Genomic DNA, 23867 nt, shown 5'->3' with positions numbered 1-23867 from the left:
TGGGGCTGCGACGGCACCACGGACAGTTAAGGGACACAGCCTATGCCGAGTTATATCTTATCTGTTTAATACATTTTGGCCGTGTCGTAGAAAAGCATTGATTATCAGATATGCATTAGGGTTTACTAAGTCTCTTAACGCTCTCTCACCCTACCGAATAGACAATCATGCTGAGCCAACAAAATCGTCATCTCCTGCCCTTAATCGGGGCGCTATTCACGTTATATATCGTATGGGGATCGACTTACTTTGCCATCAAGCTCGGTGTTGAAAGCTGGCCACCACTCATGATGGCAGGCGTTCGTTTTCTGATTGCCGGTATTATCCTGTTCTGCTTTCTGTTGCTACGTGGTCATGCCATCCCTACCCTGAAACAGTGGTTCGCCGCGAGCATCATCGGCATCCTGTTGTTAGCCGTGGGTAACGGACTGGTTACCGTGGCAGAACACCAGGATGTTCCTTCGGGTATTGCGGCAGTGATGATCGCCACGGTTCCCTTGTTTACCTTGTGTTTCAGCCTATTCTGGGGCATTCGCAATTCAAAACTGGAATGGGCGGGTATTACGCTTGGACTGGTGGGCATTGTGCTACTGAATACAGGCAACAACCTGATAGGGAATCCGACCGGAGCGCTGTTAGTCCTGTTAGCCTCAGCCAGCTGGGCTTTCGGATCTGTGCTCAGTTCGCGTATCTCACTCCCACGCGGAGCGATGGCGGGTGCAGCAGAAATGCTGGTCGCTGGCGTAGTATTGCTGATCGCTAGCCAACTGAATGGTGAGCATCTTGATAAAATGCCCAGCTTAAGCGGCTTTCTGGCGCTCAGCTATCTGATCGTTTTCGGCTCGATGCTAGCCATCAGCGCCTATATGTTTCTGCTTAAAAATGTACGTCCCGCCGTGGCGACAAGCTACGCTTACGTCAATCCGGTAGTCGCTGTGCTGCTCGGCGTCGGTTTTGCGGGTGAGTCGTTGGCACCGCGTGAATGGTTGGCGTTAGTGGTGATCGTTTCCGCGGTGGTATTAGTGACGTTGGGTAAATATCTGTTTGCTCGTCCGCGTAGGCTACAGCGCACCGAGTAACGTTCTAGATACGCCTTGTTTCACCCGGCCAAGGTACTATACTTATCCACTATATATGGATAAATCTGCGAAATAATAATCATGTTGAAAAAAGTGCTCGTCATCATCATTGCCCTATGTGCCTTAAGTTCTCTGGGTGGCGTGTTTCTGGCCGGGCTGAATATTTATACCCGCTCCACCACCCCACAACAAGAAACGACCACGACCAGCGATACCTCAACCAACAGCGAACCCGCTGACACAACTCACGACTATTCAGAACAAGAAAACCAGGTTAGCGGGCCGTAATGCCGAGGGATTAGTCAAGCAACCAGTAAAAACTCTCGACTGTTACCTTGTAGAAGATAAAATGCCGATCGCCTGTTGACGCCAAACGGTAAGATAGCGCACCCAGCGTTCAAACAGCATGTCGGTAATGATCGCTAGCAGCGCAACTAAAACTGCGCCCTGAATCACATAAGCAGTGTTGAACCCACTCAGTCCAATAATGATCGGTGAACCTAACGTTTTGACACCTACCGTAGAAGCAATGGTCGCGGTACCAATATTGATAATGACCGAAGTCCGAAGCCCCGCGACAATAACCGGTGCAGCCAAGGGCAGCTCGACACGCCGCAGAATTTGCCAATGGCTCATACCGACACCTTGGGCGACTTCCCTCGTCGCCTCAGGTACCGATTCGATTCCAGTCAGCGTTCCTTGCAAGATCGGTAACAGACCGTAGAGCACCAACGCAATAATCGCTGGCTGTTCGCTAAAGCCCATGACAGGCACTGCGATCGCCAGCACAGCTACCGGCGGGAAAGTTTGCCCAACAGCCACCACGGTTTCCAACAATGAGCGAAACTCCTTCCCCGCTGACCGCGTGACGGCAATACCTGCAACCACACCCAGCGCCGCCGCAATCAGGCTCGATACCGCAACCAAGAATAAATGAGCTTCTAGCAGCGAAAAGAAACTGTCTTGTTGATAGATCGGCCGCTCAAGACTTGGGAACCAGGCAGCAAACAGGCCGTGTAACTGATCCATGCCAAACACCAATGCTAGCAGCAGCGCGATGACCCACGGCAACGGATCGCACAACCAGCGGTGCCAGCGTGAGCCTCGTGATCCGCAATAGCGGCTCATGATAGAGCCTTTGGCGCAATTAAATCGCTGAGGTGGAGGACACCAATCGGTTCTCCCCGTTCACTTATTACCGGTAGGCATTCGCTGCCCCTGGTGACAAACACCGAAAGCGCATCACGCAGGCTCATGGTTGCACCAATTGGCTCCCCTTCCGCGCTCCCCGGGCATATGCGTTCTGCGACCGTCCCGAGTGACAGCAGTTTGATACCCCTATCGCTGCGGCCAAAGAAATCGCGCACAAAATCATTTACCGGGTGAGTTAACAAAGCAATTGGCGTGCCCTGCTGGACGAGTCGGCCCTTATCAAGTAGCACAATACGATTGGCTAATTGCAATGCCTCATCAATATCGTGAGTCACCAGCACAATAGTACACCCAGAAAGTTGGTGTATACGCACCATCTCAGCCTGCAATGTGGCCCGAGTCACCGGATCAAGTGCGCCAAAAGGTTCGTCCATCAATAACACTTCAGGGTCAGCGGCAAGTGCTCGCGCTACCCCTACCCGCTGCTGCTGGCCCCCCGACAACTGATGTGGATAACGGCGGCGGAACACTTCAGGCTCTAAGTGCAATAGTTCCATCAATTCAGTCACGCGATCGCGAATACGTCCCCGAGGCCATTTTAACAGTTGCGGCACCGTGGCAATATTCTCTTCCACCGTCCAGTGCGGAAACAAGCCAATCGACTGAATGGCATACCCCATGCGGCGTCGCAAATCCTGCGGTTTGAATTTATGGATCTCTTCACCAGCAAATCTTATTTTTCCTTCATCATGTTCGATAAGCCGGTTTATCATCTTCAAGGTAGTCGATTTTCCTGACCCCGAAGTTCCGATTAGTACGGTAAATTCCCCAGCCGCAATGTTTAGCGTGAGGTTATCTACTGCAGGCTTGCCCTGAAAAAGTTTGCTTACCCGCTCAAAGTTAATCATCGGTGCGTCACTTCCAGCATAGAAATCATGAATTTAAACAGTGAATCGACGATCACCGCCATGACGATCACCGGGATCACCCCAAGCAGCACCAGATCCAACGCACTACTGAGTAACCCCTGGAACACAATGGCACCAAACCCTCCAGCCCCGATCAGTGCAGCAACCACGGCCATCCCAACGGTTTGCACCGCGAGAATGCGCACACCGGTCAGCAATAGGGGCAATGCCAGAGGCAATTGCACACCGAAGAAAATCTGCCATCGCGTCATTCCCATGCCACTGGCAGACTCGATCACGCTGGTTGGAACACTTTGCAAACCGGCAACCACACTGCGTACCAGCGGTAGCAGTGCATAGAGAATCAATGCCACAATGGCTGGCGCCATGCCTATACCGCTGATGCCAAGCGTTGCCAGCCACGGCAACGCCGCGACCAATCCCGCCAATGGCGTAATCAACAAGGCAAATAGGGCGATTGAAGGCACGGTCTGGATAATATTGAGAGTAGAGAAGATCGGCATTTGCCAACGGCTTGAACGGAAACAGAGGATCCCTATCGGTACACCAATCAGCAGCGTTGGCACCAGGGTAGTCAGTAAGATCGTCAGATGTTGCAACAACGCGGCGTCAAACACATCCTGTCGGTTATAGTATTCCTTCAGCAGTGAAAGCTGATCCAACTGATGCGTGAACAGCAGCAGTAATGCCGGGATCATCACTACAGTATTTCCCAACATACGCCACAAGTGCGATGCCGTAATCCGCGTTACGGCATTTGTAGCAATCAATCCGCTCAACGCCGCCATCAGCCAACAGCCGCTTCCCCACGATGTGCGTGCCAACGGTGCCCCCCGTAACGCCAACTGCTGTGCGACATGGCCACTCAGCCAGAAGATTAGGGCCAACAAGAGCGCTGCTACAAACGCGGTAAGCATTGCCAGCTGTCGCGTGGGTGGCAATACGCTGAGGATGGTTAGCACAAACATTGGTACCAACAACCACAGCGCTGGGCCATGCAACAGAGATATCAGATAAATCCCCTTTCCAGACAGCAGGCGATTGGGGGCATAACTGAGAAATGGTAAACCGAATGCTGCCAACATTAGCAGGATAAGCAGCGTAAGCAGTACGCGATTTTTAAACTCGTTGATCAAAACCACTCCATGTATTCAGGTATCCTCTTGTTCTTTAGGCGTTAACCTTATTGACCAGATAGACATTACTTTGTTGCTGCTACCCAGCCAACGTGATAGCGATTATTTAATCAACCCTTTCTCTTTCAAGTAATGGACTGCTACCTGCTTGGCATCCTGCCCTTCTACCGCGATCTGAGCGTTCAATTTTTGCAACGTCGCGGCGTCCAGGGAAGCAAATACCGGCTTAAGCAACTCGGCAATATTGGCATGCTGCTTTAGGGTTGCTTCGCGGATAATTGGCGCAGGTGCGTAAATCGGTTGTACGCCTAGAGGATCTTCCAGCGTTTGAAGCCCCAGCGCAGCCACCGGGCCATCTGTTCCATAGGCCATTGCCGCATTCACCCCCGAGGTCTGTTCGGCTGCGGCTTTGATGGTTACCGCCGTATCCCCACCTGCCAGCGAGAGCAACTGATCTTGGCTGAGCTTGAATCCATAGGCATTCTGGAAGGCCGGTAACGCGTCTGGACGTTCGATAAACTCAGCAGAAGCAGCCAGTTTAAACTGGCCACCGCCGTTGATCCATTTAGCCAGATCCATCAGTGTTTTCAGATGATTGCTGTCCGCCACATCCTTACGGATCGCAATGGTCCAGGTATTATTTGCCGGTGCCGCATCCAGCCAGACGATCCGATTTTGCGCATAATCGAGCTGTTTTACCTTATCAAATCCCGCCTGGGCATTTTTCCAGGCCGGATCTTCTTCATCCGAGAAGAAAAAAGCGCCATTGCCGGTGTATTCCGGATAGATATCAATTTCACCAGAGGTAATAGCGCCACGCAGCACCGTGGTCGCCCCCAATTGTAGTTTATTGGTGGTTTTAATGTCGTTGGCTTCAAGCACCTGCACAATAATATTACCCAGCAACGACCCTTCGGTATCAATTTTGGAGCCTACGCGCACCGAATCGGCAGCGTAGGCAATGCTGCCAACTCCCGCAGTCAGAGCCAGCACCAAAGCCAGTAAGCGTTCGCGGAGTGAGATAATTGCCATATTTCTTTCCTCTTTCATAAGGCTTTCCGGCTAGTTGGCCAGACCATCACGTTATATTGCTAATTAAATGTGAGTAACGCTGGCGGTCAATCAGGTAATAGTGCTTATCCCCAAGTTCATTCAAGTTACAGGTAAGCGGCAAACGAGTAGACCCTCTGGAGCATAGCTCACTATGTAGCTTGGGCAAATGACAAATCTGCCGGGAACCGATTTGAATGCCGCAACATGGCTGCCAACCAAGTGGTCAGCCGAAATTAATATTCAACCAACGGCGCTGAACGGCAGAAGCAGCAATGGCATCCAATACGCAGGAAACCCGCCAACCCTCTTCAAAATCTGGCCACATCCGATCACCTGCGGCAATGCCATTCACCAAGTCGCGGATCTCGACCGTTTTCTGATCGTTGAAGCCAATACCATGTCCAGCACTGATACAAAACGCCGCATAATCAGGGTGTTGCGGCCCCACCAGTATAGTTTTGAACCCCTGGCGCTCCACCGGGTCGTCGTGCCGATACAGTTTCAGTTCCGCCATTCGCTCCTGGCTAAAACTCAGCGTGCCCTTGCTCCCGGTGACGACATAGGTCAGGCCCATTTTACGTCCGCAGGCAATGCGTGATGTTTCTATCGTTCCCATCGCACCGTTGGCAAAACGCAGCAGCGCACTGGCCTGATCTTCGTTTTCAACCTCACACAGAGAACCCGGATTTTTAGGGTCGGGCCGTTGTTTGATTACGGTCTGCATATCACCCGATACTGCTACGATATCCCCAACAAGATAATGAGCCATATTAACGATATGCGCCGCTAAATCGCCCAACACCCCGAGGCCAGCGGTAGCTTTACGGCAATGCCAGTCAATTGGTGTACTGGGATCGGCCAGATAATCCTCATTATGCGTACCATAAAAATGCACCACATCACCAATTTCGCCGTTGGTAATCATTTCCCGCGCCAATTGACTGGTCGGGTTCTTGATATAGTTGAATCCGACCAGCGTTTTTACACCTTTGGCTCGCGCAGCCTGCACCATTTCTGCCGCATCTTGCGCATCTAACGCCAATGGTTTTTCCGAATAGACATGCTTACCATGCTCTATAGCGGCAAGAGCCATTTCCTTATGGAGGAAATTAGGGGCACAGATATCAACCAAGTCAATAGCAGGGTCCGCAACCAACTCACGCCAATTGCCTGTTGAACGTGAGAATCCGAATTTTTCTGCACGCAGTGCAGCAAGGTCAGGCGTAACTTCCGCCAACATTTCCAGTACCAGCTTTCCTTTCAAAGGAAATACGGTACCGGCCTGTGCATAGGCAATCGCATGACAACGGCCAATATAGCCGGTACCTATCAATCCAACGCGCACCTGTTTCATTACTTTCTCCTGACAGTTAATGAATGAAAATTAAAATTCATAACATTTATATATGAAATTTAAATTCCAACAACAAGTCGGTCGCCATAATTACCTTATATTCGTGATATGTCCGCGCCCACCAAGATACAGAGAATTGCGTTACTTTACTGTGGTACACAAGTTCTTGATGTCAGGCGCACGCCTTCTTTTAGCCCATGTTTCTGGAACTCTCCGTGAGCCAACTCCAGAGCATCGAGTGCCGGTTGGTTCGAAAAATGATGATCGTCCGTTTCCGGTTGCATATCCTCAACGGCAAACAAAAGCCCTGTATTGTCAAAAAAACCAATAGTTAAAGGCACATATGTGTTCCGCATCCAGAATATGCGCGGTTCTGGTTTGTCCCAAGAGAACAGCATGCCAGGCCCTACGTTGGAGCGGTTGGAGAGTCCCTTAGCCTGCTGTTCAATGGTTCTAACAACAGGTACTCCCTGCAGAACGGTACCATTGGAAAAATGAAGGTCACACTTTTCAGCTAATTGCGTTGCCTGAGCTTGCTGATTTCCGATGGAAAACACCATAGTGAACATCAAAACGACCGATACTCTCCAGTTACGAGCTGCGTGAATGAGTGAGATAACTCCATTTCGATAGTTCATTGCTTATCCTCGGTTTAAAGATTGATGTTAACTTCCTATTATAAATAACGATTAATATTAGGCTGTGTCCCTTAATCGCATGCTAAATAGTGGGTGATCATTTGAGCTTAAGGCAAAACACGATCCTCGTGGTCTACTGAATACGTGAGGATGACTCAACTCCGAGCCGCCCTTACGGGCGTACAAAGGCTAACCCCTTTGCCAGAACACTGCTTAAGGTTAAAAGGTCAGTGAGCATAGCCATAATGGGATAAGCTCTTAGGGTATAAATTTAATAACAGGCGAATAATAACGATGAACTCTCCCTTTATAGTAACGGCACAATGGTTAGAACAGCATATTAATGATGAAAATCTGGCCGTAATTGACGTACGCATGTCTCCCGTTGGTCAATTACCCAAGAAAGACATGTTGGCCGAGTTTGAGCGCGGCCATATTCAAGGTGCAGTGTATTTCGATATCGACGATGTCGCAGATAAAAATACGTCGTTACCGCATATGCTACCTACGGCGGAAGCGTTCAGTGCGGCAGTAGGTAAACTTGGCCTCAGTGAAAAGCATACTTTCGTCTTCTATGATGAGGGTAATCAGTTCTCAGCTCCACGTGGTTGGTGGACATTCCGCAATTTTGGTGCACAGAACGTTTTTGTGCTCGATGAAGGGTTGCAAGGGTGGATGGCTCGCGGCAACAGGTTGCAAACCGGCCCGGCTCAAACCACCTCCGCCAGATTCCAGGCTCACTTCAACGCAGAAGCCGTAGTAGATATGCAGCAGGTAGAGCAGGCAATCGATAACAAACTGCAGATCCTTGATGCACGCGCTGCTCCCCGTTTCTTCGCACTAGCAGATGAACCCCGCCCTGGCCTGCATCGCGGTCACATTCCCGGTAGCATCAATATTCCTTACGGCGAACTGTTGGAGGGTGGACGTTTCAAGTCACTGGCAGGCCTGAAAAAAACCTTCAGCGGCAAAGGGATTGATATTGATGAGCCCATTATCGTCAGTTGCGGTTCTGGCGTGACAGCCGCCGTGCTGGCATTCGGTTTACAATCACTGGGTGCCAAGCAGGTGAAGCTGTATGACGGAGCCTGGTGCGAATGGGGCGCGCTGAGTGGTAAGCAACCCATTGCCAAGGATTAAACGCGTAACCGTTCAATTATCATCTGCACCAAACGTGCGGAGAGCCGTCTTGTTTTGCCGTATAGCAACAAAGCCCTTGAATTAACAAGCTGCGTTCACCAGCCATGCTCCCATGTGACTATAGCCACTTGGGATCATGGGTAAATGAGATCGTCAGCCAGCGATGGGGGCTATCTTCACCGATGGCATCAGCTATTTGGTCACGGATTTTATCAAATTTTTGCACACCGATTTTTTCCATACTTTCCGGGATAACGATGTGGATCTCAATAAACAAGCCGCGCCCAATGCGGGTGGCATAATTCGAGTAATCCAGAAAACCATATTCCAGCGTTAACTGCGCCATAATGGCTTCCACTTTGCAATCGAGGCTGTCGGGTGTCATCTGTAAAACTTCACTCACGGCAGACTTGACCGTTTTGATCGGCACCGGTATTAAGACCAAGGTCAACACAGCCAGAGCAAAAGGATCGGCATAGACGATAAGGTGCTCGTAACGAGTTCCTTCCATCAGCCAGGAAAGAATAAAAGCCAACAGTAATGCAGAGCTGATACAGGCAGACATCAACCAACTTTTGGTATCCAGCGCGATTAACTCCGATTTGATCTGTTTATTCAGTTTGAGCTGCTTAAAGTAGAGAATGAAGCAGAAAAGGCTGATCGTAACGGCATAAACAATCGCCCATCCTAGTTCAAGTTCACGCCCACCGTCGATAATCCCTTTAACCGCATTCACAAAAGCGTAGAGACACAGCAGCGTTAGTAAGCAGCCATTAAACGCTAGCACCAGAGGTTCAATATGCCAAAAACCGTACTGAAAACGACGGCTGTGGGGCTGCCCCAGCAAACGCGAAACCATCAAGGACAGTGCACACATGCCAGCATCCAATGCAGAAAACATTCCATCAAAAATAATCGACATTGAGCCACAGACAATACCAAATACAATCCCAGCACTGGCGATAAATAAGGTACAGAAGATTGAACGCCTGAGTATTTTCTGTTCTATTTCTGTGTTATTCAATTGCTGTGGAATAGGTGCGGGCGCTGTAGTCATCATTGTGGTCTTTTTGTGTCAAAACAGTTCAGACGCGTATTATCGTGATGAAAATAATCAGTTCACTGATACCTATCAAGATAAAACCCCCATATCGTACTGAGTATGATCCACAAATCTATTACGTGCAAAAGGAAGATAATCATGGCAGGAAAAGTAAGGAAAGCGCCCTTGATTAATAGGGCGCCCAAAGTGACCAAATCAAGGAATTACACACCGCGTAGGCGCTGGGCCAAACCTTTCAGAAAGTAGCGCAACATCTGATCGCCACATGGGCGATAGTTTTTGGTACCCTCTTTACGGAACAGTGCACTCAGCTCCGGTTTAGAAATACGGAAATCTACAGCGGTAAATATCTGCTGCAAATCAATATCTTTCAGTTCAAATGCCACACGCAGCTTTTTCAAGACCAAATTATTGGTGATCGGCAACTCTATAACAGGAGGCGGAAATTTATCATCCCTACCCCGCTTGTAAAGTACCAGGCCGTTGAGAAAATGCGCCATAACCTCATCAGGGCAGGGTTCAAAACCCGCCTCACCTTCTTTAACCATGTAGGCCCCCATAGCTGCGACATCGACGTCAAAATCGTCAAGCTTGACGATCGAAACCATCTTCGCGTCATTAATAGCCAGCATGTAGCGCACGCTACGCAGCACATCATTGTTAATCATGGAATTGCCTTTTAGCTTGTTGAACGGAGGTATACTGCGTTGTAAATAACCACCGCACATTTTGTATGTGCGGCAGTATAGGGTTCCTATAGGGGTTTCTCAATCGTATTTCGACTGCTTATACAACTGTAATCAGGCATGTCCTGATTTTTCTGTTTACTACTGGGGTCTGTTCACTCACGACGTGTTTGTTACCGATCATCGGTGATGCTTTGTCCGTAAGCATCACCATAACGACAAGGAAAAAGTGCTAAATATCAATAACCAGTAAGCAACTGTTGAAGATAATATTTGACTTTAAAGCAAGTATGCAACGATTGCTGTATCCGGTAGGTTTTTCATTAAATTGCTGATGCAAAAACAGCGACAAGTCCTGCTGTAACACTAACCGCAAGTACAACGATCACCGCCGTCGTTGCAGCTACACCACCACCTACAGCTGCCGCTGTTTTTGTCTTAGAAAGGTCTTTTCTTTCTAAAGAGGCAATTTCTGAGATTTGAATAACTTCCCCATTCTCACCAACAATTGTGTTTGGCTCCTTTTTAGCCACCTTGAGTTCGCCCTTTTTGCCGTCCTTGAGTTGATATCGAATCTCATCTCCAGCATAGAGCGGTGGCTGCAACTCGTAATAGTTATAACTTTCACCAAGCTGCTGCTTGTTGAGCTGTACAGAATCATAAGAGTGACATCCACTGGTCATCAAAGTTGCCAGTACCATAGCCACACCACAAAGTTTCTTCAATTTCATTCCTCACCCTCACCAAACTATTGGATTTTAGATTTGATATCTTTGCAGTCTTACAGAGCAAATATTATATACTTAAATAGTTAAGATTGCAGAGCACAAGGGAGGATATAAAACTGTTGAAAACAGTTTTTTACAACTTTTGTGTGCGCCATAATCGGCGAAAGTATTGGAAGGAGGGAGGTTCAGCCTCCCTCCTAAACGCAGTTAATCATTTTGTAGTATATGATGAACATAGTATGTTTCTACTCCCCTGAGCCCATCGTACTGAAGTAGCATCCGTAAGCGTTTCCGCTGTCTTTATCGTAAAGGAATAGGGTTTCACCACGGTGCCCACTGCATGTGCTCATTTTGATGACAAATCGGACTGGGGTGTAATTTTCAGGGTTATTTTTGAAATGAATAATATCTTTTTCGATCTGGTAATCTCCGAATGGAGATAGCTTGGGTTGCGTATCCGTTGCCCTGAGCAAACCGCCATCTTTTTGATAGTCATAAATAACCCACTCTCCATTAGGCTTCAATCTTTTCCAACTACCGACAATGCCCTGCCGTTCAGGGGAAATGGCATGGGCTACAGACGTTCCAGCGAGAAAAATACATGCGAGAATAGCAAAATACATTTTCATTCGTAGTCCTCTTAAAAAAAAGTATAAAATAAAAAGTATAAAGCCACTTCCTTAAGAAGTGGCTTTTTGGTTAATGCCCTGTATCTGGGTAAATGCCTAACACACCTGCACTTGGTGGCCCCTTGGCCTCGCCAATATATTGCGTCAGCATAGAACGGAAACGCTCCATCTTGCCACGATCCATCATGTAATCGATAAAATCTTGCACGTAGGCGTTTTCATACTCCCAAATGGGCTTATATCCACCTTTTGGAATAATATCTGTGCGTACAGGCCACTGATACCAATGGTTCTGTTGTTCTTCAGACAACCACCAATTCAGGTAAAGTTTGGCTGCAGCAGGATGTTTACAATCTTTGAAAATGGCAGCTCGCTGTGCCCAAGCCATAAATGGATCATGCTTTGGAATTGAAAATACAGCGGGGTCCTCTGGGTTGCGTTCTAACGGGCCAAACACGCCATATGCCAATGGCATATTACCGCTTTCAACTTCATCAACAGGTTTTTGACCACCACGTGCAAATATTGGATCTTGTTCAAGAAATTTTTCCAACCACTGCCAACCGTGTTTCTCTATCACTTTCATGAACAAGAATTGGGTTGCATCATCATCATTCGGGTAATCAAGAATAATTTTTCCTTTCCATTCAGGATTGAGGTAATCCGTCGCTTCTATTGGTGGATTTTTTACCGATTTGTGTGCCAAGTTAGCAAAAGAGTTGACACAAATACTTACCCAATAACCATCTGGGTCCCTGAAAGGTTCATATACCTTGGAATAGCCCTTTGGTTTATATTGAAGTAATACGCCGTCATCTTTCCAACGTGGGAAATTCTGTATCTCTTGCAGTTGTACTACGTCCACCGCCAACGCCGAGTTAGCTAATTGAATATCGACTCTTGCATCATGGAACTTGGAAAAATCCACGTTCATTTTCAATTTCATCTTGGGGAAACGTTTACGGAAGGCATTGGCATTGAAGTCCTGTTGGTCAATAGTATCACCACCAGCGTACACGACTAACTCGCCACCTTCCTCCAAAGCCTCCTTATAAAGAGTATCTAGGTCTTTAGTCTCTTCAGGGATATTAGCCATTCCTAAATGTTTCCCACCCGAAGATTTTGATGATGAAGATCTAGTTTCACTTGCCTGCGCGTTTATGCCTGCAATCAATGTTGTTGCAACAGCAGCTTTAAGTAAATCTCTCCGATTCATTTTAACTCCCTCTTATATTTTCCGTAAAAAAGATTGCCATGTAGCATGTTTAGATGCAACTAAATTTCATATTTCAACCTTTCAAATATACCTAGTAATTAATTGATTAATATAAAAATGACTTTATATTCAATCACCAAAATCCATTATAGATAATAATTAATTACTTTACGGTAATATGTAAAACCTATTAATTTCGAAATTAAAACCATACTATAAAAAATTAACATATTGTTTTTATAAAAATCAGTAAGATAATGAAATTAAATTTATACCTGTGAACCATGAAGATGCTTGATTGTGGGTCGTGACGCAGATTTATTGATAGTGATGGATAGTAAAATACCAACCGATGATCTTATCGTGCATTTCCTCTGATTTCGAAAAGCAAAGGGTTCTGCGGGTCAGTCGTTTGATGTTTGCGCGAATATTAAAATTATGCCGTTCTATCCTTTGGGTATATTTCTTGCGCACCACGTTGCGGGTTGCGCTCAACAGGACCTTATAAACCGGCCAGGCATCTGTCATATAAAAGGCAATATTAAATGTGCTTAGCAGGGCCAGCAATCGTTGCAGAGTCGAGGCATTTCTCGGTCCGAAGACGTGGGCCAGAGCCCGTTTGCGGATACGCTCATCAGCGTAGAACAACCACCGGGGATTGGCTTTACACCGCTCGTAAGACCACTGTTCATCGGCTTTACAGCAGATAACGGCTTCCGCTTTGGGGTCGATATTCTCAGCTACCTGTTTTGGCGAAATTTTTTAAGTGTCGCAGAACGGTATTGAGGCTGATGCCGAGAACCCGTGCGATATCGCGACATCCAGAACCATTCATCGCCATATTAAAATGGGTTGGTGTGTGTCTGCTTTGGCACCGGAATAGCTAAAGTTAAGCTGAAAGGTTTTTGAGCAGCGCTTGCAGATGTAACGTTGGGCACCAGATGCTGAATGTCCGTTACATCGTACACTCTAGGTTTCATTGCACTGAGGGCAGACCACATCAACTTTTGCCATGAATTTTATCCAAAGTGCGGAGCATACGTAATCAGCAAGTCTGCGTCACGACCCAAAAAATAATTACGGGACACAGCCTACTTACCTTCTTCATACCACAAGAGTGATAAATTGCTGGCAGAACGCGCTGGATAACAGTAACAGTCACTCCCTCACTACGACACTAGGCTGTGTCCCGGTAATTACAACGGTTGACGTGGGCGGAAAATATGATTGACCCCTTGTTCACGCATTCTTTTCACCAGCTCGTGTCCACCTTCTGGTGCAATCTGCGCTAACTCACGTTCGGTTTCGAATATTGGGTGGGCCCAGAAAATATTCACTGGGTCACCATACTGCTTTGACAAAACAAGGCTTTCGCTATCAGGGTAAAATGATGAGGAAAGAACATAGCCAGTGTAACCTGCTGGCACGACTTCAGATACCAAAATGTGACATTCTCCAAACCAGGTAATTTGCGCCCAGGGCGCGTGGGCAAAACCAGCCAATGCACTGGCCATTTGCACAGCATCATCTTCGGTCATATATTGCCCATCAATGGCAATTCCCATTTCCATACGACGATAGCTGGGAGCTTCATCATTAAATAAGCCCTCAACCCATGGCATCGGTCGTATACTGCACCCAATGGTCAGAAAATAATAAATTCCGTCACACTCATGCTGGGTAATCGCCATTGGCGGCCACTTACCCTGATCAATTGCATAATACTTCACCGCAGGCCCGAAGTGTTGTCCATAGCAAGCCTGATAATCACTCCGCATTTGGGGCCATGGGTTACCCTCCTCACGCTGCCAGCTATACCAAAACTGGCGAGTATTTTCTGCCAAAATATATTGATCTTGCGCAGAATCTACACCGAGTGGATAAGCAAGTGGATTCTCTTTGACACAACCAGCGGAATAGCACACCGCAGGCTCGCTATACAAACTCAAACCAGGGATCACAGCCAGCAGTTCATCGTCATACCACAATGCTGCACCATCATCACTCTCTGCCCAAATCACCGTTAACCGTTCAGGGTCCAGCGGTGTGTCTCCTTCAGGGTTACGGCAGTATTCAGCCTGCAGTGTCGGCGGTAAACCGGCTTTCAACGCAGCCAGGTCTTCCTGGAGTGGAGCAACGACAAGATTACGTAACCAGCAAGCGCGAACCTGAAAACGTTCACTGAACTCTTCCGTTGGATAGATATAAAAATAGGCAGTCCGGCTGTCTTGCTGAACCACTGCGACCAATGTTTGGTTCTCGTTGCTGACCTCAGCAAGTACAATTGACTCGTTCATATCGCCTCAATAATTTCGCATTGCACAAATACACAGCCTAGATTGTGTCACAAGTGTAAAACGCCTACTTAGCCCGGTTCACGCATAAGAGCCTAAAAACCTGGCATAACTGTTTTATTTATCCTGCATATTATTCAGTAATAGGAGCAGTTGCGATCTGAGTCAGGTAAATTTTTCCAATCGACTGCACACCAATGTGAGCCCACGATCCTACTCACACACTCCGGTTACAACACAGATGCTTCTGCATGGCAGAGCCGCTATAAAGGCGATTTAATTGCATGACAACAGCATTTAGTGCGAGTCAGTAGATTAAGGTAACGCTCTGCAAAAGAGCGAATTTTACACATAAATTCCGGCACACCTTCCTCGACAACCACAAGGACGTTATCATGACCGATGAAAAGGGTATTCAACAGACGCTGGTTTGCCAAGAGTACGAGTTCCCGCTTATGCTGTTCCACACAAAGCATAAATAGTCGCACTTCGCACCGGCGATCAAGTTGCTTTTAATCTTTTAGGTCAATAACACTATCAGCAGCTTGAAGCACAATGGATATATATTTACGTTATGACCATAAGCAAAATATTCACACCGGAGCCTAAATAGGGTACAAGGCTGCATGAAAATTCCAAAACGACTCCAGCCATTGGTAGATGATGGTTTAATCGACGATGTCATCCGTCGTTTGAAAAGTGGCAAAGAAGCGGACGTATTTATCGTACGTTGCGGTGATGAGATCCGCTGTGCAAAAGTGTATAAGGAAGCCGAAAAACGCAACTTCAAGCAGGCAGTTAACTATCAAGAAGGCCGTAAGGTTCGCAATAGCCGTGATGCACGCGCCATGAACAAGGGTTCTAAATTTGGCCGCCAACAGCAGGAAGAGGCTTGGCAGAATACCGAAGTTGATGCTCTCTATTTGCTGGCCAAGGCAGGTGTACGCGTCCCACAACCAGATATTTGCTTGGACGGCGTGCTGTTGATGGAGCTGATCACCGATGAAGAAGGACTGGTAGCGCCGCGCCTAAGTGATGTGACGTTAACCGTCGAACAGGCATTGCACGACCACGCCTTGATGATGAACTATGCGGTACGGATGCTGTGTGCAGGTTTGGTCCATGGCGATCTATCAGAGTTCAACGTGTTGATGGATAAAGATGGGCCGGTTATTATCGATCTGCCGCAGGTTGTAGATGCTGCTGCAAACAATCACGCTAAAAGCATGTTTGAGCGCGACATCAATAACATAACGCAGTATTACGGTCAGTTCGCGCCGCAACTGCTTGGTAGCAAATACGCCAAAGAGATCTGGGCGCTATATCAAGAAGGCAATTTGACACCAGAAATTGAATTGACTGGCAAACATATCGAAAACAGCAAACGGGCCGATGTAGGCTCCGTACTGGAAGAAATTCAAGCGGCCAACGATGAACACCAGCGCCAGTTAATGGCACGCAAGGAAGAATAACCTATGTCCCGGCCCTCATTGCCGGGGCACTTCACTATTTTGTTAGAAAACTCGCAACGTGAAGTCATTGGGTATACTAAGCATCGACTTTTGATTGTGGATTGTGTTTTGCCGGCAAAATAAGCGGCTTACAGCCACTACCCACAGGTTGTGCTAATATGAGCAGTAATATCGTTATTAGCCTGTAGGCAGACTATGGCATATATTCCAAAAAACTACGCAAAACTGGAAGTCGGTTACCGCGAAAAAGCGCTGAAAATTTTCCCGTGGGTCTGTGGCCGCTGTTCACGGGAATTTGTCTATTCTAACCTGCGCGAACTTACGGTTCACCACATCGATCACGATCACAGCAACAATCCAGAGGACGGTAGCAACTGGGAAATGCTGTGTCTTTATTGCCACGACCATGAACACTCCAAGTATACCGAAGCAGACCAATACGGTTCGACAGTAGTCGCAGGTGAGGACGCGCAAAAAGATGTTGGTCTGGCAACTCATAACCCATTCGCCAATCTGAAAGACATGATGAAAAAATAGCGTGGTATCATTGATCGGCCCATCGACACCCTACACGCGATTCTGTCGGTTAAGGCAAATCTAGTAATGATGATTGAATGGTCATTCTAGATAACGCAGCAGGTTTTATGACCATAGGGACAAGGTAAAGAATAAATCCACACTGAGTCTGGGTTTATGACCGATATTTGTATCAACTCACGGTGTGAGCGCTGAGTTAAGCATATGCGGGTATTGTTCAAGCGGTGCCGTATTAAGGAATCAGTTAAAGTAATTACTTATACCCTTCATTCTTCAAGTTGCATGGGGGTTGGTTTCGTCCGTTCATACCCGTCACATAGTGAGCTATGCTCTTGGCGACGCTCTGACTTGTCGCCTACATGCAACTCGAATTATTTTGGGTCTAGCTGTTATCTGAAGACACACTGTTTAATGGAGTGAATCATGGTAAATAACATTAAAAAACTGGGTACTGCAGCCGTGTTGTTGGCCTCGTTGTTTGTTACACAACAAGCTCTGGCTCATGCATACTTGAAGGATGCTGTCCCTGCAGACAAAAGTGAAGTAGCCACGTCACCTAAACAACTCACACTGAAATTTACCGGGGACGTGGAAGCATCGTTTTCAGGCATTGAACTGAAAGACGCCAAGGGGGACGTTATTCCTACTGGTAAAGCCACGCTCGACTCAACAGATAAAAGCAGTCTGATTGTGCCTCTCGATAAAGAACTGGATGCTGGTCAATACAACGTTGACTGGCGTGTACTTTCTGTGGATGGTCATAAATCCGAAGGGCAATACAGCTTTAGCGTGAAGTAAGCGCAGTCTTCGCCGTCTGATGTTATTCAGACGGCGTTCCAGAACCTGCTTTGCGCGTTCTTACTTAAGCCAAACTGTCATTTTCAGCATGTTATTTACTTCTTGAAAATCACATGCTGAAAATTATGGGCAGGCTCATGAAAGTCGATCATGTCACTAAACATCATTTTCATCCTCTTTAATTCTTTACATTTTTTGGCATTGGCGGTTGTGTTCAGCGCATTGTTTTTTACCCGCATCCTTGCCTCATCTACTTATGCCCAGCATTTTTCACTCTCGACAAGAGGCTATCTTCACGCAGGAAACATTACTGTACTGGTAAGTGCTATCTTTGTGCTGGCAGCTCAGGTCGGATTAATGGGGAATGGTTGGCCCGATATTATAGAACCGAATGTTTGGCTAGCTGTTCTAGGCACTAGTTTTGGACAAGCTTGGCAGTGGCAAATTCTCCTAGCGATCATCTCCTGCGTATTTTTGGGCCCCCTAACGGACAAACATAATTACATCTTATTGGCACTGATTACCGGGCAACTTGCAGGGCTTGCTTTCATCGGGCATGCTTTGATGCATGAGGGAGCGCTCGGTGTGGCCCTAAAACTCAGTCAAACCATTCACCTGTTCAGCGTAAGTTATTGGGTCGGCGGCCTGGTTATGTTGTTGAAGGTCATGAAGGATTCAACAAAGGAGGGAATGAGAGAAGATGCCCTGCTCTGCATAATTAGATTTTCGCGATACGGCCATCTTGCCGTCGCTTTAGTAATCTGTTCGGGCCTGGCTAATACGATTTTTATTCGTGGCTGGTCGATGCACGGATTTTCGCCTTACACGCAGCTGCTTACCGTAAAGATCATGCTGGTTTTCATCATGGTAATGCTGGCATTGATCAATCGTTACTGGTTAGTTCCTAGATTTAAAATATCGGGTAGGAACGCGCTAAAGAAATTTATCCGCCTGACCTACTCAGAGATTGTGTTATCACTCCTGATTATCTGTCTTGTCAGCGTTTTTTCGACCTTAAACCCTTTTTAGGGGCTCTCTTGTGTTAAGGCATTACCCGATCACCCGCTGCTTTTGGCATTTTTGTTCATGTCTCTGAATTGAAACATGTACAATACAAACCACAGGGACAGCGTAGTCGGCGTCCCTTATCCGCTTAGTCTAAAACCGAAAAGTGGTTTAGCGGTTAATTGAGCGAGCCATGCGGGTATAGGTGTGCCGTACTCCGCGTATTGCCACACTGTAGGCAAAAATATTTTCCGGCAGTGCCAATCCTAAAAAACCAGTATCACCAATGTGATGCAGATCCGCCCCAGCCATTTTGCTCATCAGGGCAATCTGGCGAATGGTCTGAACATCTGCCCCCTCCTGCGAAGTACCAATGGCGGTCATTGCCAACGCCCCCTGTTGTTGGGTAAATGTAATCAAAGCAGCAACCTTTTCCTGCGACATACCTGGAATGGTTCCCGGCGCAGGCAGTAGGACAATATCAGCACCGTTTTCAACAAATAGAGCAATATCCTGTTCGTTAATCAATTGGCTACCGCTTTCACGCACAATCCCCGCACCGTGCATTTTACCCGTCACCAGCACCAGTTTGTCGCCCACCTCATCACGAATAAGTTTTAACGCCTCAGCAATGGCCTGATTGCTAACACCATTATTAGGATTACCCGTCAAAACCACGATTCGTGCACCGAGCTGGTAGAGTTTCCGTGCATTTTCAGCCGTCGCCGCCCGCCCTGCCGTTATTTGCCAGAATTCATTATGTGTGGTGGTAAAAACCGGATCGACAGCCTCCAGATTCACGCCGATAACACGTCCCGTCAACCGTTGTAGCTCTCGCAAGACCTCTTCGGGCGGCACCTCTGCGGAGAGGCCAGCAATATGTGGCTGGTTAACATCAAACAGATTCAACAGCAGTATGTCAGCCCCTTGGCTAGCGGCCAATTCACCATTGGTGACACCATTAAGCAGCGGTTGGGTTCCCGCAATAGTTTCACTGATCAGTATCCGTCCTTCGCTGGCACGTATGGCGTAAATCAGGTCATCTTTGCTGATGTTGACAAGTTCAGAGGCGCTGCAATCTAGATATCTTTTCATTGTGACTTCTCCCAGTGACAATTAAAACGGCACCGCTGTATCCATTACTCTTCAAATTGTAGCGGTATTGACCGCCCTCTCTCATCCCAGTCACTTTCCGCTGATTTATCACCAAAAATCACCCCAACACGTAGTTTAGTCACGCACTCAATCCCTCTGTGAAAAGTCATAGCAACAAAGCTACCCATCACAATAAACACATTGCAAGGCAGCGGCAATCAGCATTCTGCCCAAAATCACTAAGCCACAGAATGCCAAGCTGGCAATATACTGAACATATATATTTCATCTGTGATTCACATATGGAGCAAGCTATGGGGATCGTAAAAATTTCAGATATGCTGCATGACGATCTCAGGATCGCCAGCATGAGCATGACACGCTCTATAAATGCTCAAGCGGAACACTGGATCAAAATCGGGATGCTAGCGGAGCTCAATCCCGAACTGACCTATCCGCAACTGGTAAAGAAGATGATCAAGGATAATTCATTGACACTAAAGGAGATTATTGGATGAAGGAGATTGTGATAAAAACGCCGGAGGAGATTGCCAAAATGCGGCACTCTGGCGCATTACTGGCCAAGGTATTTGCTATGCTTGATGGGGTCATTTGTGAAGGTATCACTACCATGGAAATTAATGACCGCGCCGAAGCTTTTATCGTCAAGGAACTGAAATCACGCCCAGCCAGCAAAGGACAGTATGATTTCCCTTATGTGCTCAATACCTCAATCGACGATGTGATCTGCCACGGTATGCCTTCTGCGAGTAAAATCCTGCGTTCTGGAATGATCGTCAACGTGGATATTACGCTGGAAAAAGAAGGTTTTATTGCCGACTCCAGCAAAATGTACTGCATCGGCCAGATTACCCCGCTTGCCAAGCGGCTGGTAAACAATGTCTACGAATCAATGTGGCAAGGCATCCGAGCGGTAAAACCTGGTGCCACTTTAGGCGATATCGGCCACGCTATTCAGCGCCATGCCGAACAGGCTGGCTACAGCGTTGTGAGGGAATATTGCGGGCATGGTATTGGCCGTGAAATGCATGAAGGCCCGGCAGTATTACACTTTGGACAACCCGGCACCGGAGTGATTCTGCAAGAAGGGATGGTATTTACTATCGAACCAATGATTAATCAGGGCGATCACCGTATCAAACGGAAGAAAGATGGCTGGACAGTCGTCACCCGCGATAAGAAACTGTCGGCCCAATGGGAACACACCGTCGCGGTTACTGCTGAAGGTGTAGAGATACTGACGTTGCGCGACGAAGAACGCCTAATGGGATATACGGAACGCTACTAGGCTGGGCTCCTTATTGTACGTGGTGCCATAGCCGCCCCTCAGAGCTGGAATATTTGGGTGCATGGCCGCTGATTAGGTCAGAACGATGCTTAAATGACCGCCGTCAGCACTCACGTGCAATTAAGGGACACAGTTTAATATACGGAGAACAGCATGACGCAGCATACAGACCAGACATTTATCAAACGACTCAAGAATATCGTCGGGGACTCGCAGGTATTAACCGGTAAGCGAAACACTGAGCGATACCGCAAAGGGTTCCGCTCCGGCGGTGGCAACGCGTTGGCCGTTGTATTACCCACTCGCTTACTGCAGCTGTGGCAAACCCTGCAAGCCTGCGTCGACGCGGATAAAATCGTTATTATGCAGGCCGCAAACACTGGTCTAACTGAGGGTTCAACCCCTAGCGGACAAGATTATGATCGTGAAATAGTCATTATCAGTACGCTGAGATTGGATCATATTCAGGTTCTCGATCATGGTAAACAAGTGGTCTGTTTCCCTGGCAGTACGCTTAACAGCCTGGAAAAGCGGCTACAGCCTTATGGCCGCGAACCGCACTCCGTGATTGGCTCTTCGTGTATTGGGGCTTCAGTAATCGGTGGCGTATGTAACAACTCAGGAGGTTCTCTAGTAAAACGCGGCCCTGCCTATACCGAAATGGCGTTGTATGCCAAGCTTGAGGAGGATGGCCAGTTGCGGCTGGTGAACCATCTGGGGATTCAACTGGGTGAAACACCGGAGGAGATCCTTACTCGTCTGGAGAAAGGAGATTATCGGCCAGAAGATGTCGAACAGGGGGAATTACGCGCCTCCGATAATGAATATGCCAGTCGGGTACGTGATATTGATGCCGCTACGCCTTCCCGTTTCAATGCAGATAAACGCCGCCTATTCGAAGCCTCCGGTTGTGCTGGCAAGCTCGCCGTGTTTGCAGTACGTCTGGATACATTTGACAAAGAACAGAATGAGAAAGTGTTTTATATCGGCACCAATGAAACAGCGGTGTTAACGGAACTGCGCCGCCATATGCTCAGCCAATTTGAGAATCTTCCCGTAGCGGGGGAATATATGCATCGCGATATTTATGATATCGCCGAAGTGTACGGTAAAGACACCTTTCTGATGATCGATAAGTTTGGCACTGATCAGATACCGCGCCTATTCGCTATCAAGGGCTATATGGATGCCACACTGAACAAAGTCCCCCTGTTACCACATAATTTTGCCGATCGCCTGATGCAAAGGTTCAGCAAGATGGCGCCGAACCATCTGCCACAGCGAATGAGATCATTTCGTGAACGTTTCGAGCACCACCTATTGTTGAAAATGGCAGGGCCGGGGGTCGAAGAGGCTGAGCAATATCTGCAACGATATTTTGCGCAAGCCAACGGCGATTTCTTCGTCTGTACCCCGGAAGAGGGCAAAAAGGCCTTCCTGCATCGCTTTGCTGCGGCAGGTGCTGCCGTTCGTTATCACGCTGTACATGCCGATCATGTAGAAGACATCCTAGCGTTAGATATTGCACTGCGTCGTAACGACACCGAGTGGTTCGAAACCTTGCCGCCAGACATCGACAACCAGTTGATACACAAACTCTACTATGGGCACTTTATGTGCCATGTTTTCCATCAGGATTATGTCGTGAAAAAAGGTGTCGACTGCAAGGCATTAAAAAAGCGAATGCTGGCGCTTCTCGACCAAAGAGGAGCGGAATACCCTGCCGAACATAACGTCGGTCATCTCTATGATGCAAAGCCGGAGTTGCAGGCGTTCTATAAGCAAGCCGATCCCACCAACAGCTTTAACCCAGGTATCGGCAAAACCAGTAAACAGAAATACTGGGGTGACAAAATCTAGAAACCATCCCCCATGCCATAGGCATGGGGGACAGCAGGCACGGTCAGAAGAACCAGGAGCCATAACCCCACAGCACCACTGTCAGCCCGAGAAGAAACTCTAGTACTAGGACACCGATGGCCAGTGTCCAACTGGAGAAAATAAATCCTTCTTTACTATCAATATTCAAGAAATGAGGAATACCGACGTAAAGCAGGTAGCCTGAGTAAACCAGACCAATAATACCGATAAACAAGCATAGCCAAATCACCGGGTACAGCGCGACCACGCCGCTAAGAAACATAGGTGTAGCTACATAGCCGGCGAATACCATGCAGTGATGCAGACTTGGTCGAGACTCGTAGCGCCGGGCCATAAAGTGGATCACTTTACCCATCATTGCCACACCGACCAAAATCAACAAATAAAAGGCCACTGCAGTATAAAAAGCCGTGAACATACTTAGCCGTACAGCGTGCCCACTTCCTGAGAGCCATCCTTGCTGGGTGGTACCAATAAATGCGCAAATGACAGGTATCAGCGCCATCAACAATACATGGTGAGTATAGAGATGCGAGACTGTTTCATTCTCGTTTTTAATGTGCTTAAACTCGGTGCTGGGATGCGCCAGCAGCCCCCAAACATGATTGATCATGAGACACCTCCGTAGAACACGATTGGTAAAGGTAGACACAACCCTGACGGTTCGCAAACC

24 protein-coding genes and 1 pseudogene are annotated in these 23867 nt (G+C 47.6%); 10 read left to right on the top strand and 15 right to left on the bottom strand.

The genetic code is table 11. The features are described 5' to 3' along the window. The first annotated feature begins 167 nt into the window (after positions 1–167). Positions 168–1079, top strand: coding sequence for a drug/metabolite exporter YedA (yedA, locus tag OK023_RS05040; protein ID WP_317695475.1), 912 nt, complete (start codon positions 168–170; stop codon positions 1077–1079). Between the two features lie 81 nt (positions 1080–1160). Beyond that, entirely contained in the window at positions 1161–1367 is a 207-nt protein-coding gene (locus OK023_RS05035; protein WP_317695473.1) for a hypothetical protein, read from the top strand. Between the two features lie 42 nt (positions 1368–1409). On the opposite strand, the gene OK023_RS05030 is transcribed toward OK023_RS05035, so the two are convergent. The 6 genes from OK023_RS05030 to OK023_RS05005 all read right to left on the bottom strand — a co-directional run bounded on the left by OK023_RS05030 (position 1410) and on the right by OK023_RS05005 (position 7341). Next, positions 1410–2207, bottom strand: coding sequence for an ABC transporter permease (locus OK023_RS05030; RefSeq protein ID WP_317695471.1), 798 nt, complete (start codon positions 2205–2207; stop codon positions 1410–1412). Continuing rightward, on the bottom strand, positions 2204–3139 hold the full coding sequence (locus OK023_RS05025; RefSeq protein WP_317695469.1) for an ABC transporter ATP-binding protein: 936 nt from the start codon (positions 3137–3139) through the stop codon (positions 2204–2206). The genes OK023_RS05030 and OK023_RS05025 overlap by 4 nt, the downstream gene beginning before the upstream one ends. Next, positions 3136–4245 (bottom strand): ABC transporter permease, encoded by a 1110-nt coding sequence (locus tag OK023_RS05020; protein WP_317697501.1) that lies wholly within the window; start codon positions 4243–4245, stop codon positions 3136–3138. The genes OK023_RS05025 and OK023_RS05020 overlap by 4 nt, the downstream gene beginning before the upstream one ends. A 153-nt stretch (positions 4246–4398) precedes the next feature. Then, positions 4399–5328: an ABC transporter substrate-binding protein gene (locus OK023_RS05015; RefSeq protein WP_317695466.1), complete on the bottom strand. Its 930-nt coding sequence runs from the start codon at positions 5326–5328 to the stop codon at positions 4399–4401. A gap of 244 nt (positions 5329–5572) precedes the next feature. Continuing rightward, on the bottom strand, positions 5573–6703 hold the full coding sequence (locus OK023_RS05010; protein ID WP_317695464.1) for a Gfo/Idh/MocA family oxidoreductase: 1131 nt from the start codon (positions 6701–6703) through the stop codon (positions 5573–5575). Positions 6704–6849: 146 nt separating this feature from the next. Then, positions 6850–7341 (bottom strand): DUF192 domain-containing protein, encoded by a 492-nt coding sequence (locus OK023_RS05005; RefSeq protein ID WP_317695462.1) that lies wholly within the window; start codon positions 7339–7341, stop codon positions 6850–6852. A gap of 294 nt (positions 7342–7635) precedes the next feature. On the opposite strand from OK023_RS05005, the gene sseA reads away from it, so the two are divergent. Continuing rightward, positions 7636–8481 (top strand): 3-mercaptopyruvate sulfurtransferase, encoded by an 846-nt coding sequence (gene sseA / locus OK023_RS05000; RefSeq protein WP_317695460.1) that lies wholly within the window; start codon positions 7636–7638, stop codon positions 8479–8481. Between the two features lie 118 nt (positions 8482–8599). Here sseA and OK023_RS04995 read toward each other — a convergent pair whose 3' ends face one another. The 7 genes and pseudogenes from OK023_RS04995 to OK023_RS04965 all read right to left on the bottom strand — a co-directional run bounded on the left by OK023_RS04995 (position 8600) and on the right by OK023_RS04965 (position 15100). Beyond that, positions 8600–9538, bottom strand: coding sequence for a cation diffusion facilitator family transporter (locus OK023_RS04995; RefSeq protein ID WP_317697499.1), 939 nt, complete (start codon positions 9536–9538; stop codon positions 8600–8602). Positions 9539–9747: 209 nt separating this feature from the next. Continuing rightward, the gene (locus OK023_RS04990; RefSeq protein ID WP_317695459.1) at positions 9748–10212 is read right to left on the bottom strand and encodes a DUF1456 family protein; all 465 of its coding nucleotides are present in this window, start codon (positions 10210–10212) and stop codon (positions 9748–9750) included. A 341-nt stretch (positions 10213–10553) separates the two neighbouring features. Continuing rightward, positions 10554–10961: a hypothetical protein gene (locus OK023_RS04985; protein ID WP_317695457.1), complete on the bottom strand. Its 408-nt coding sequence runs from the start codon at positions 10959–10961 to the stop codon at positions 10554–10556. 242 nt (positions 10962–11203) lie between these two features. After that, positions 11204–11587, bottom strand: a complete 384-nt coding sequence (locus OK023_RS04980) for a hypothetical protein (protein ID WP_317695455.1) — start codon at positions 11585–11587, stop codon at positions 11204–11206. A 70-nt stretch (positions 11588–11657) separates the two neighbouring features. After that, positions 11658–12803: an ABC transporter substrate-binding protein gene (locus OK023_RS04975; protein ID WP_317695453.1), complete on the bottom strand. Its 1146-nt coding sequence runs from the start codon at positions 12801–12803 to the stop codon at positions 11658–11660. Between the two features lie 318 nt (positions 12804–13121). Beyond that, positions 13122–13817 (bottom strand): annotated as a pseudogene (locus OK023_RS04970) (IS1 family transposase). Positions 13818–13999: 182 nt separating this feature from the next. Continuing rightward, positions 14000–15100, bottom strand: coding sequence for a suppressor of fused domain protein (locus OK023_RS04965; RefSeq protein WP_317695451.1), 1101 nt, complete (start codon positions 15098–15100; stop codon positions 14000–14002). Positions 15101–15723: 623 nt separating this feature from the next. Between OK023_RS04965 and OK023_RS04960 the strand changes: the two genes are divergently transcribed. From OK023_RS04960 to copD, 4 genes are all read left to right on the top strand, one after another. Next, positions 15724–16569 (top strand): PA4780 family RIO1-like protein kinase, encoded by an 846-nt coding sequence (locus tag OK023_RS04960; RefSeq protein WP_317695449.1) that lies wholly within the window; start codon positions 15724–15726, stop codon positions 16567–16569. Between the two features lie 195 nt (positions 16570–16764). Beyond that, a complete protein-coding gene (gene yajD, locus OK023_RS04955; protein WP_317695446.1) occupies positions 16765–17106 on the top strand; it encodes an HNH nuclease YajD in 342 nt (113 codons plus the stop codon). Between the two features lie 423 nt (positions 17107–17529). After that, positions 17530–17904, top strand: coding sequence for a copper homeostasis periplasmic binding protein CopC (gene copC / locus OK023_RS04950; RefSeq protein WP_317695444.1), 375 nt, complete (start codon positions 17530–17532; stop codon positions 17902–17904). Between the two features lie 150 nt (positions 17905–18054). Continuing rightward, positions 18055–18933, top strand: a complete 879-nt coding sequence (gene copD / locus OK023_RS04945; protein ID WP_317695439.1) for a copper homeostasis membrane protein CopD — start codon at positions 18055–18057, stop codon at positions 18931–18933. A 147-nt stretch (positions 18934–19080) separates the two neighbouring features. Here copD and OK023_RS04940 read toward each other — a convergent pair whose 3' ends face one another. Further along, entirely contained in the window at positions 19081–20004 is a 924-nt protein-coding gene (locus OK023_RS04940) for a haloacid dehalogenase-like hydrolase (protein WP_317695437.1), read from the bottom strand. A gap of 314 nt (positions 20005–20318) precedes the next feature. Between OK023_RS04940 and OK023_RS04935 the strand changes: the two genes are divergently transcribed. The 3 genes from OK023_RS04935 to dld all read left to right on the top strand — a co-directional run bounded on the left by OK023_RS04935 (position 20319) and on the right by dld (position 23173). Continuing rightward, on the top strand, positions 20319–20522 hold the full coding sequence (locus tag OK023_RS04935; RefSeq protein ID WP_317695435.1) for a ParD-like family protein: 204 nt from the start codon (positions 20319–20321) through the stop codon (positions 20520–20522). Then, a complete protein-coding gene (map, locus tag OK023_RS04930; protein WP_317695433.1) occupies positions 20519–21313 on the top strand; it encodes a type I methionyl aminopeptidase in 795 nt (264 codons plus the stop codon). Before OK023_RS04935 ends, map begins: the two co-directional genes overlap by 4 nt. A gap of 153 nt (positions 21314–21466) precedes the next feature. Beyond that, the gene (gene dld, locus OK023_RS04925) at positions 21467–23173 is read left to right on the top strand and encodes a D-lactate dehydrogenase (protein ID WP_317695431.1); all 1707 of its coding nucleotides are present in this window, start codon (positions 21467–21469) and stop codon (positions 23171–23173) included. A gap of 43 nt (positions 23174–23216) precedes the next feature. Here dld and OK023_RS04920 read toward each other — a convergent pair whose 3' ends face one another. Beyond that, on the bottom strand, positions 23217–23807 hold the full coding sequence (locus OK023_RS04920; protein ID WP_317695428.1) for a Yip1 family protein: 591 nt from the start codon (positions 23805–23807) through the stop codon (positions 23217–23219). Between the last annotated feature and the right edge of the window lie 60 nt (positions 23808–23867).

Source organism: Serratia sp. UGAL515B_01 (assembly GCF_033095805.1).
GTDB lineage: Bacteria > Pseudomonadota > Gammaproteobacteria > Enterobacterales > Enterobacteriaceae > Chania.
The sequence above is the reverse complement of the archived record's forward strand: the minus strand, read 5'-3'. Positions and strand labels throughout refer to the sequence as shown.

Coding starts and splice junctions, on each gene's coding strand:
- OK023_RS04990 (WP_317695459.1), bottom strand. CDS start 10,212: ATGATTAACAATGATGTGCTGCGTAGCGTGCGCTACATGCTGGCTATT.
- OK023_RS05015 (WP_317695466.1), bottom strand. CDS start 5,328: ATGGCAATTATCTCACTCCGCGAACGCTTACTGGCTTTGGTGCTGGCT.
- OK023_RS04920 (WP_317695428.1), bottom strand. CDS start 23,807: ATGATCAATCATGTTTGGGGGCTGCTGGCGCATCCCAGCACCGAGTTT.
- OK023_RS04960 (WP_317695449.1), top strand. CDS start 15,724: ATGAAAATTCCAAAACGACTCCAGCCATTGGTAGATGATGGTTTAATC.
- OK023_RS04980 (WP_317695455.1), bottom strand. CDS start 11,587: ATGAAAATGTATTTTGCTATTCTCGCATGTATTTTTCTCGCTGGAACG.
- sseA (WP_317695460.1), top strand. CDS start 7,636: ATGAACTCTCCCTTTATAGTAACGGCACAATGGTTAGAACAGCATATT.
- OK023_RS04940 (WP_317695437.1), bottom strand. CDS start 20,004: ATGAAAAGATATCTAGATTGCAGCGCCTCTGAACTTGTCAACATCAGC.
- yajD (WP_317695446.1), top strand. CDS start 16,765: ATGGCATATATTCCAAAAAACTACGCAAAACTGGAAGTCGGTTACCGC.
- OK023_RS04975 (WP_317695453.1), bottom strand. CDS start 12,803: ATGAATCGGAGAGATTTACTTAAAGCTGCTGTTGCAACAACATTGATT.
- OK023_RS04995 (WP_317697499.1), bottom strand. CDS start 9,538: ATGACTACAGCGCCCGCACCTATTCCACAGCAATTGAATAACACAGAA.
- OK023_RS05030 (WP_317695471.1), bottom strand. CDS start 2,207: ATGAGCCGCTATTGCGGATCACGAGGCTCACGCTGGCACCGCTGGTTG.
- OK023_RS04985 (WP_317695457.1), bottom strand. CDS start 10,961: ATGAAATTGAAGAAACTTTGTGGTGTGGCTATGGTACTGGCAACTTTG.
- copD (WP_317695439.1), top strand. CDS start 18,055: ATGTCACTAAACATCATTTTCATCCTCTTTAATTCTTTACATTTTTTG.
- OK023_RS05035 (WP_317695473.1), top strand. CDS start 1,161: ATGTTGAAAAAAGTGCTCGTCATCATCATTGCCCTATGTGCCTTAAGT.
- dld (WP_317695431.1), top strand. CDS start 21,467: ATGACGCAGCATACAGACCAGACATTTATCAAACGACTCAAGAATATC.
- OK023_RS05020 (WP_317697501.1), bottom strand. CDS start 4,245: ATGTTGGCAGCATTCGGTTTACCATTTCTCAGTTATGCCCCCAATCGC.
- OK023_RS05010 (WP_317695464.1), bottom strand. CDS start 6,703: ATGAAACAGGTGCGCGTTGGATTGATAGGTACCGGCTATATTGGCCGT.
- OK023_RS05025 (WP_317695469.1), bottom strand. CDS start 3,139: ATGATTAACTTTGAGCGGGTAAGCAAACTTTTTCAGGGCAAGCCTGCA.
- OK023_RS05005 (WP_317695462.1), bottom strand. CDS start 7,341: ATGAACTATCGAAATGGAGTTATCTCACTCATTCACGCAGCTCGTAAC.
- copC (WP_317695444.1), top strand. CDS start 17,530: ATGGTAAATAACATTAAAAAACTGGGTACTGCAGCCGTGTTGTTGGCC.
- OK023_RS04965 (WP_317695451.1), bottom strand. CDS start 15,100: ATGAACGAGTCAATTGTACTTGCTGAGGTCAGCAACGAGAACCAAACA.
- OK023_RS04935 (WP_317695435.1), top strand. CDS start 20,319: ATGGGGATCGTAAAAATTTCAGATATGCTGCATGACGATCTCAGGATC.
- yedA (WP_317695475.1), top strand. CDS start 168: ATGCTGAGCCAACAAAATCGTCATCTCCTGCCCTTAATCGGGGCGCTA.
- map (WP_317695433.1), top strand. CDS start 20,519: ATGAAGGAGATTGTGATAAAAACGCCGGAGGAGATTGCCAAAATGCGG.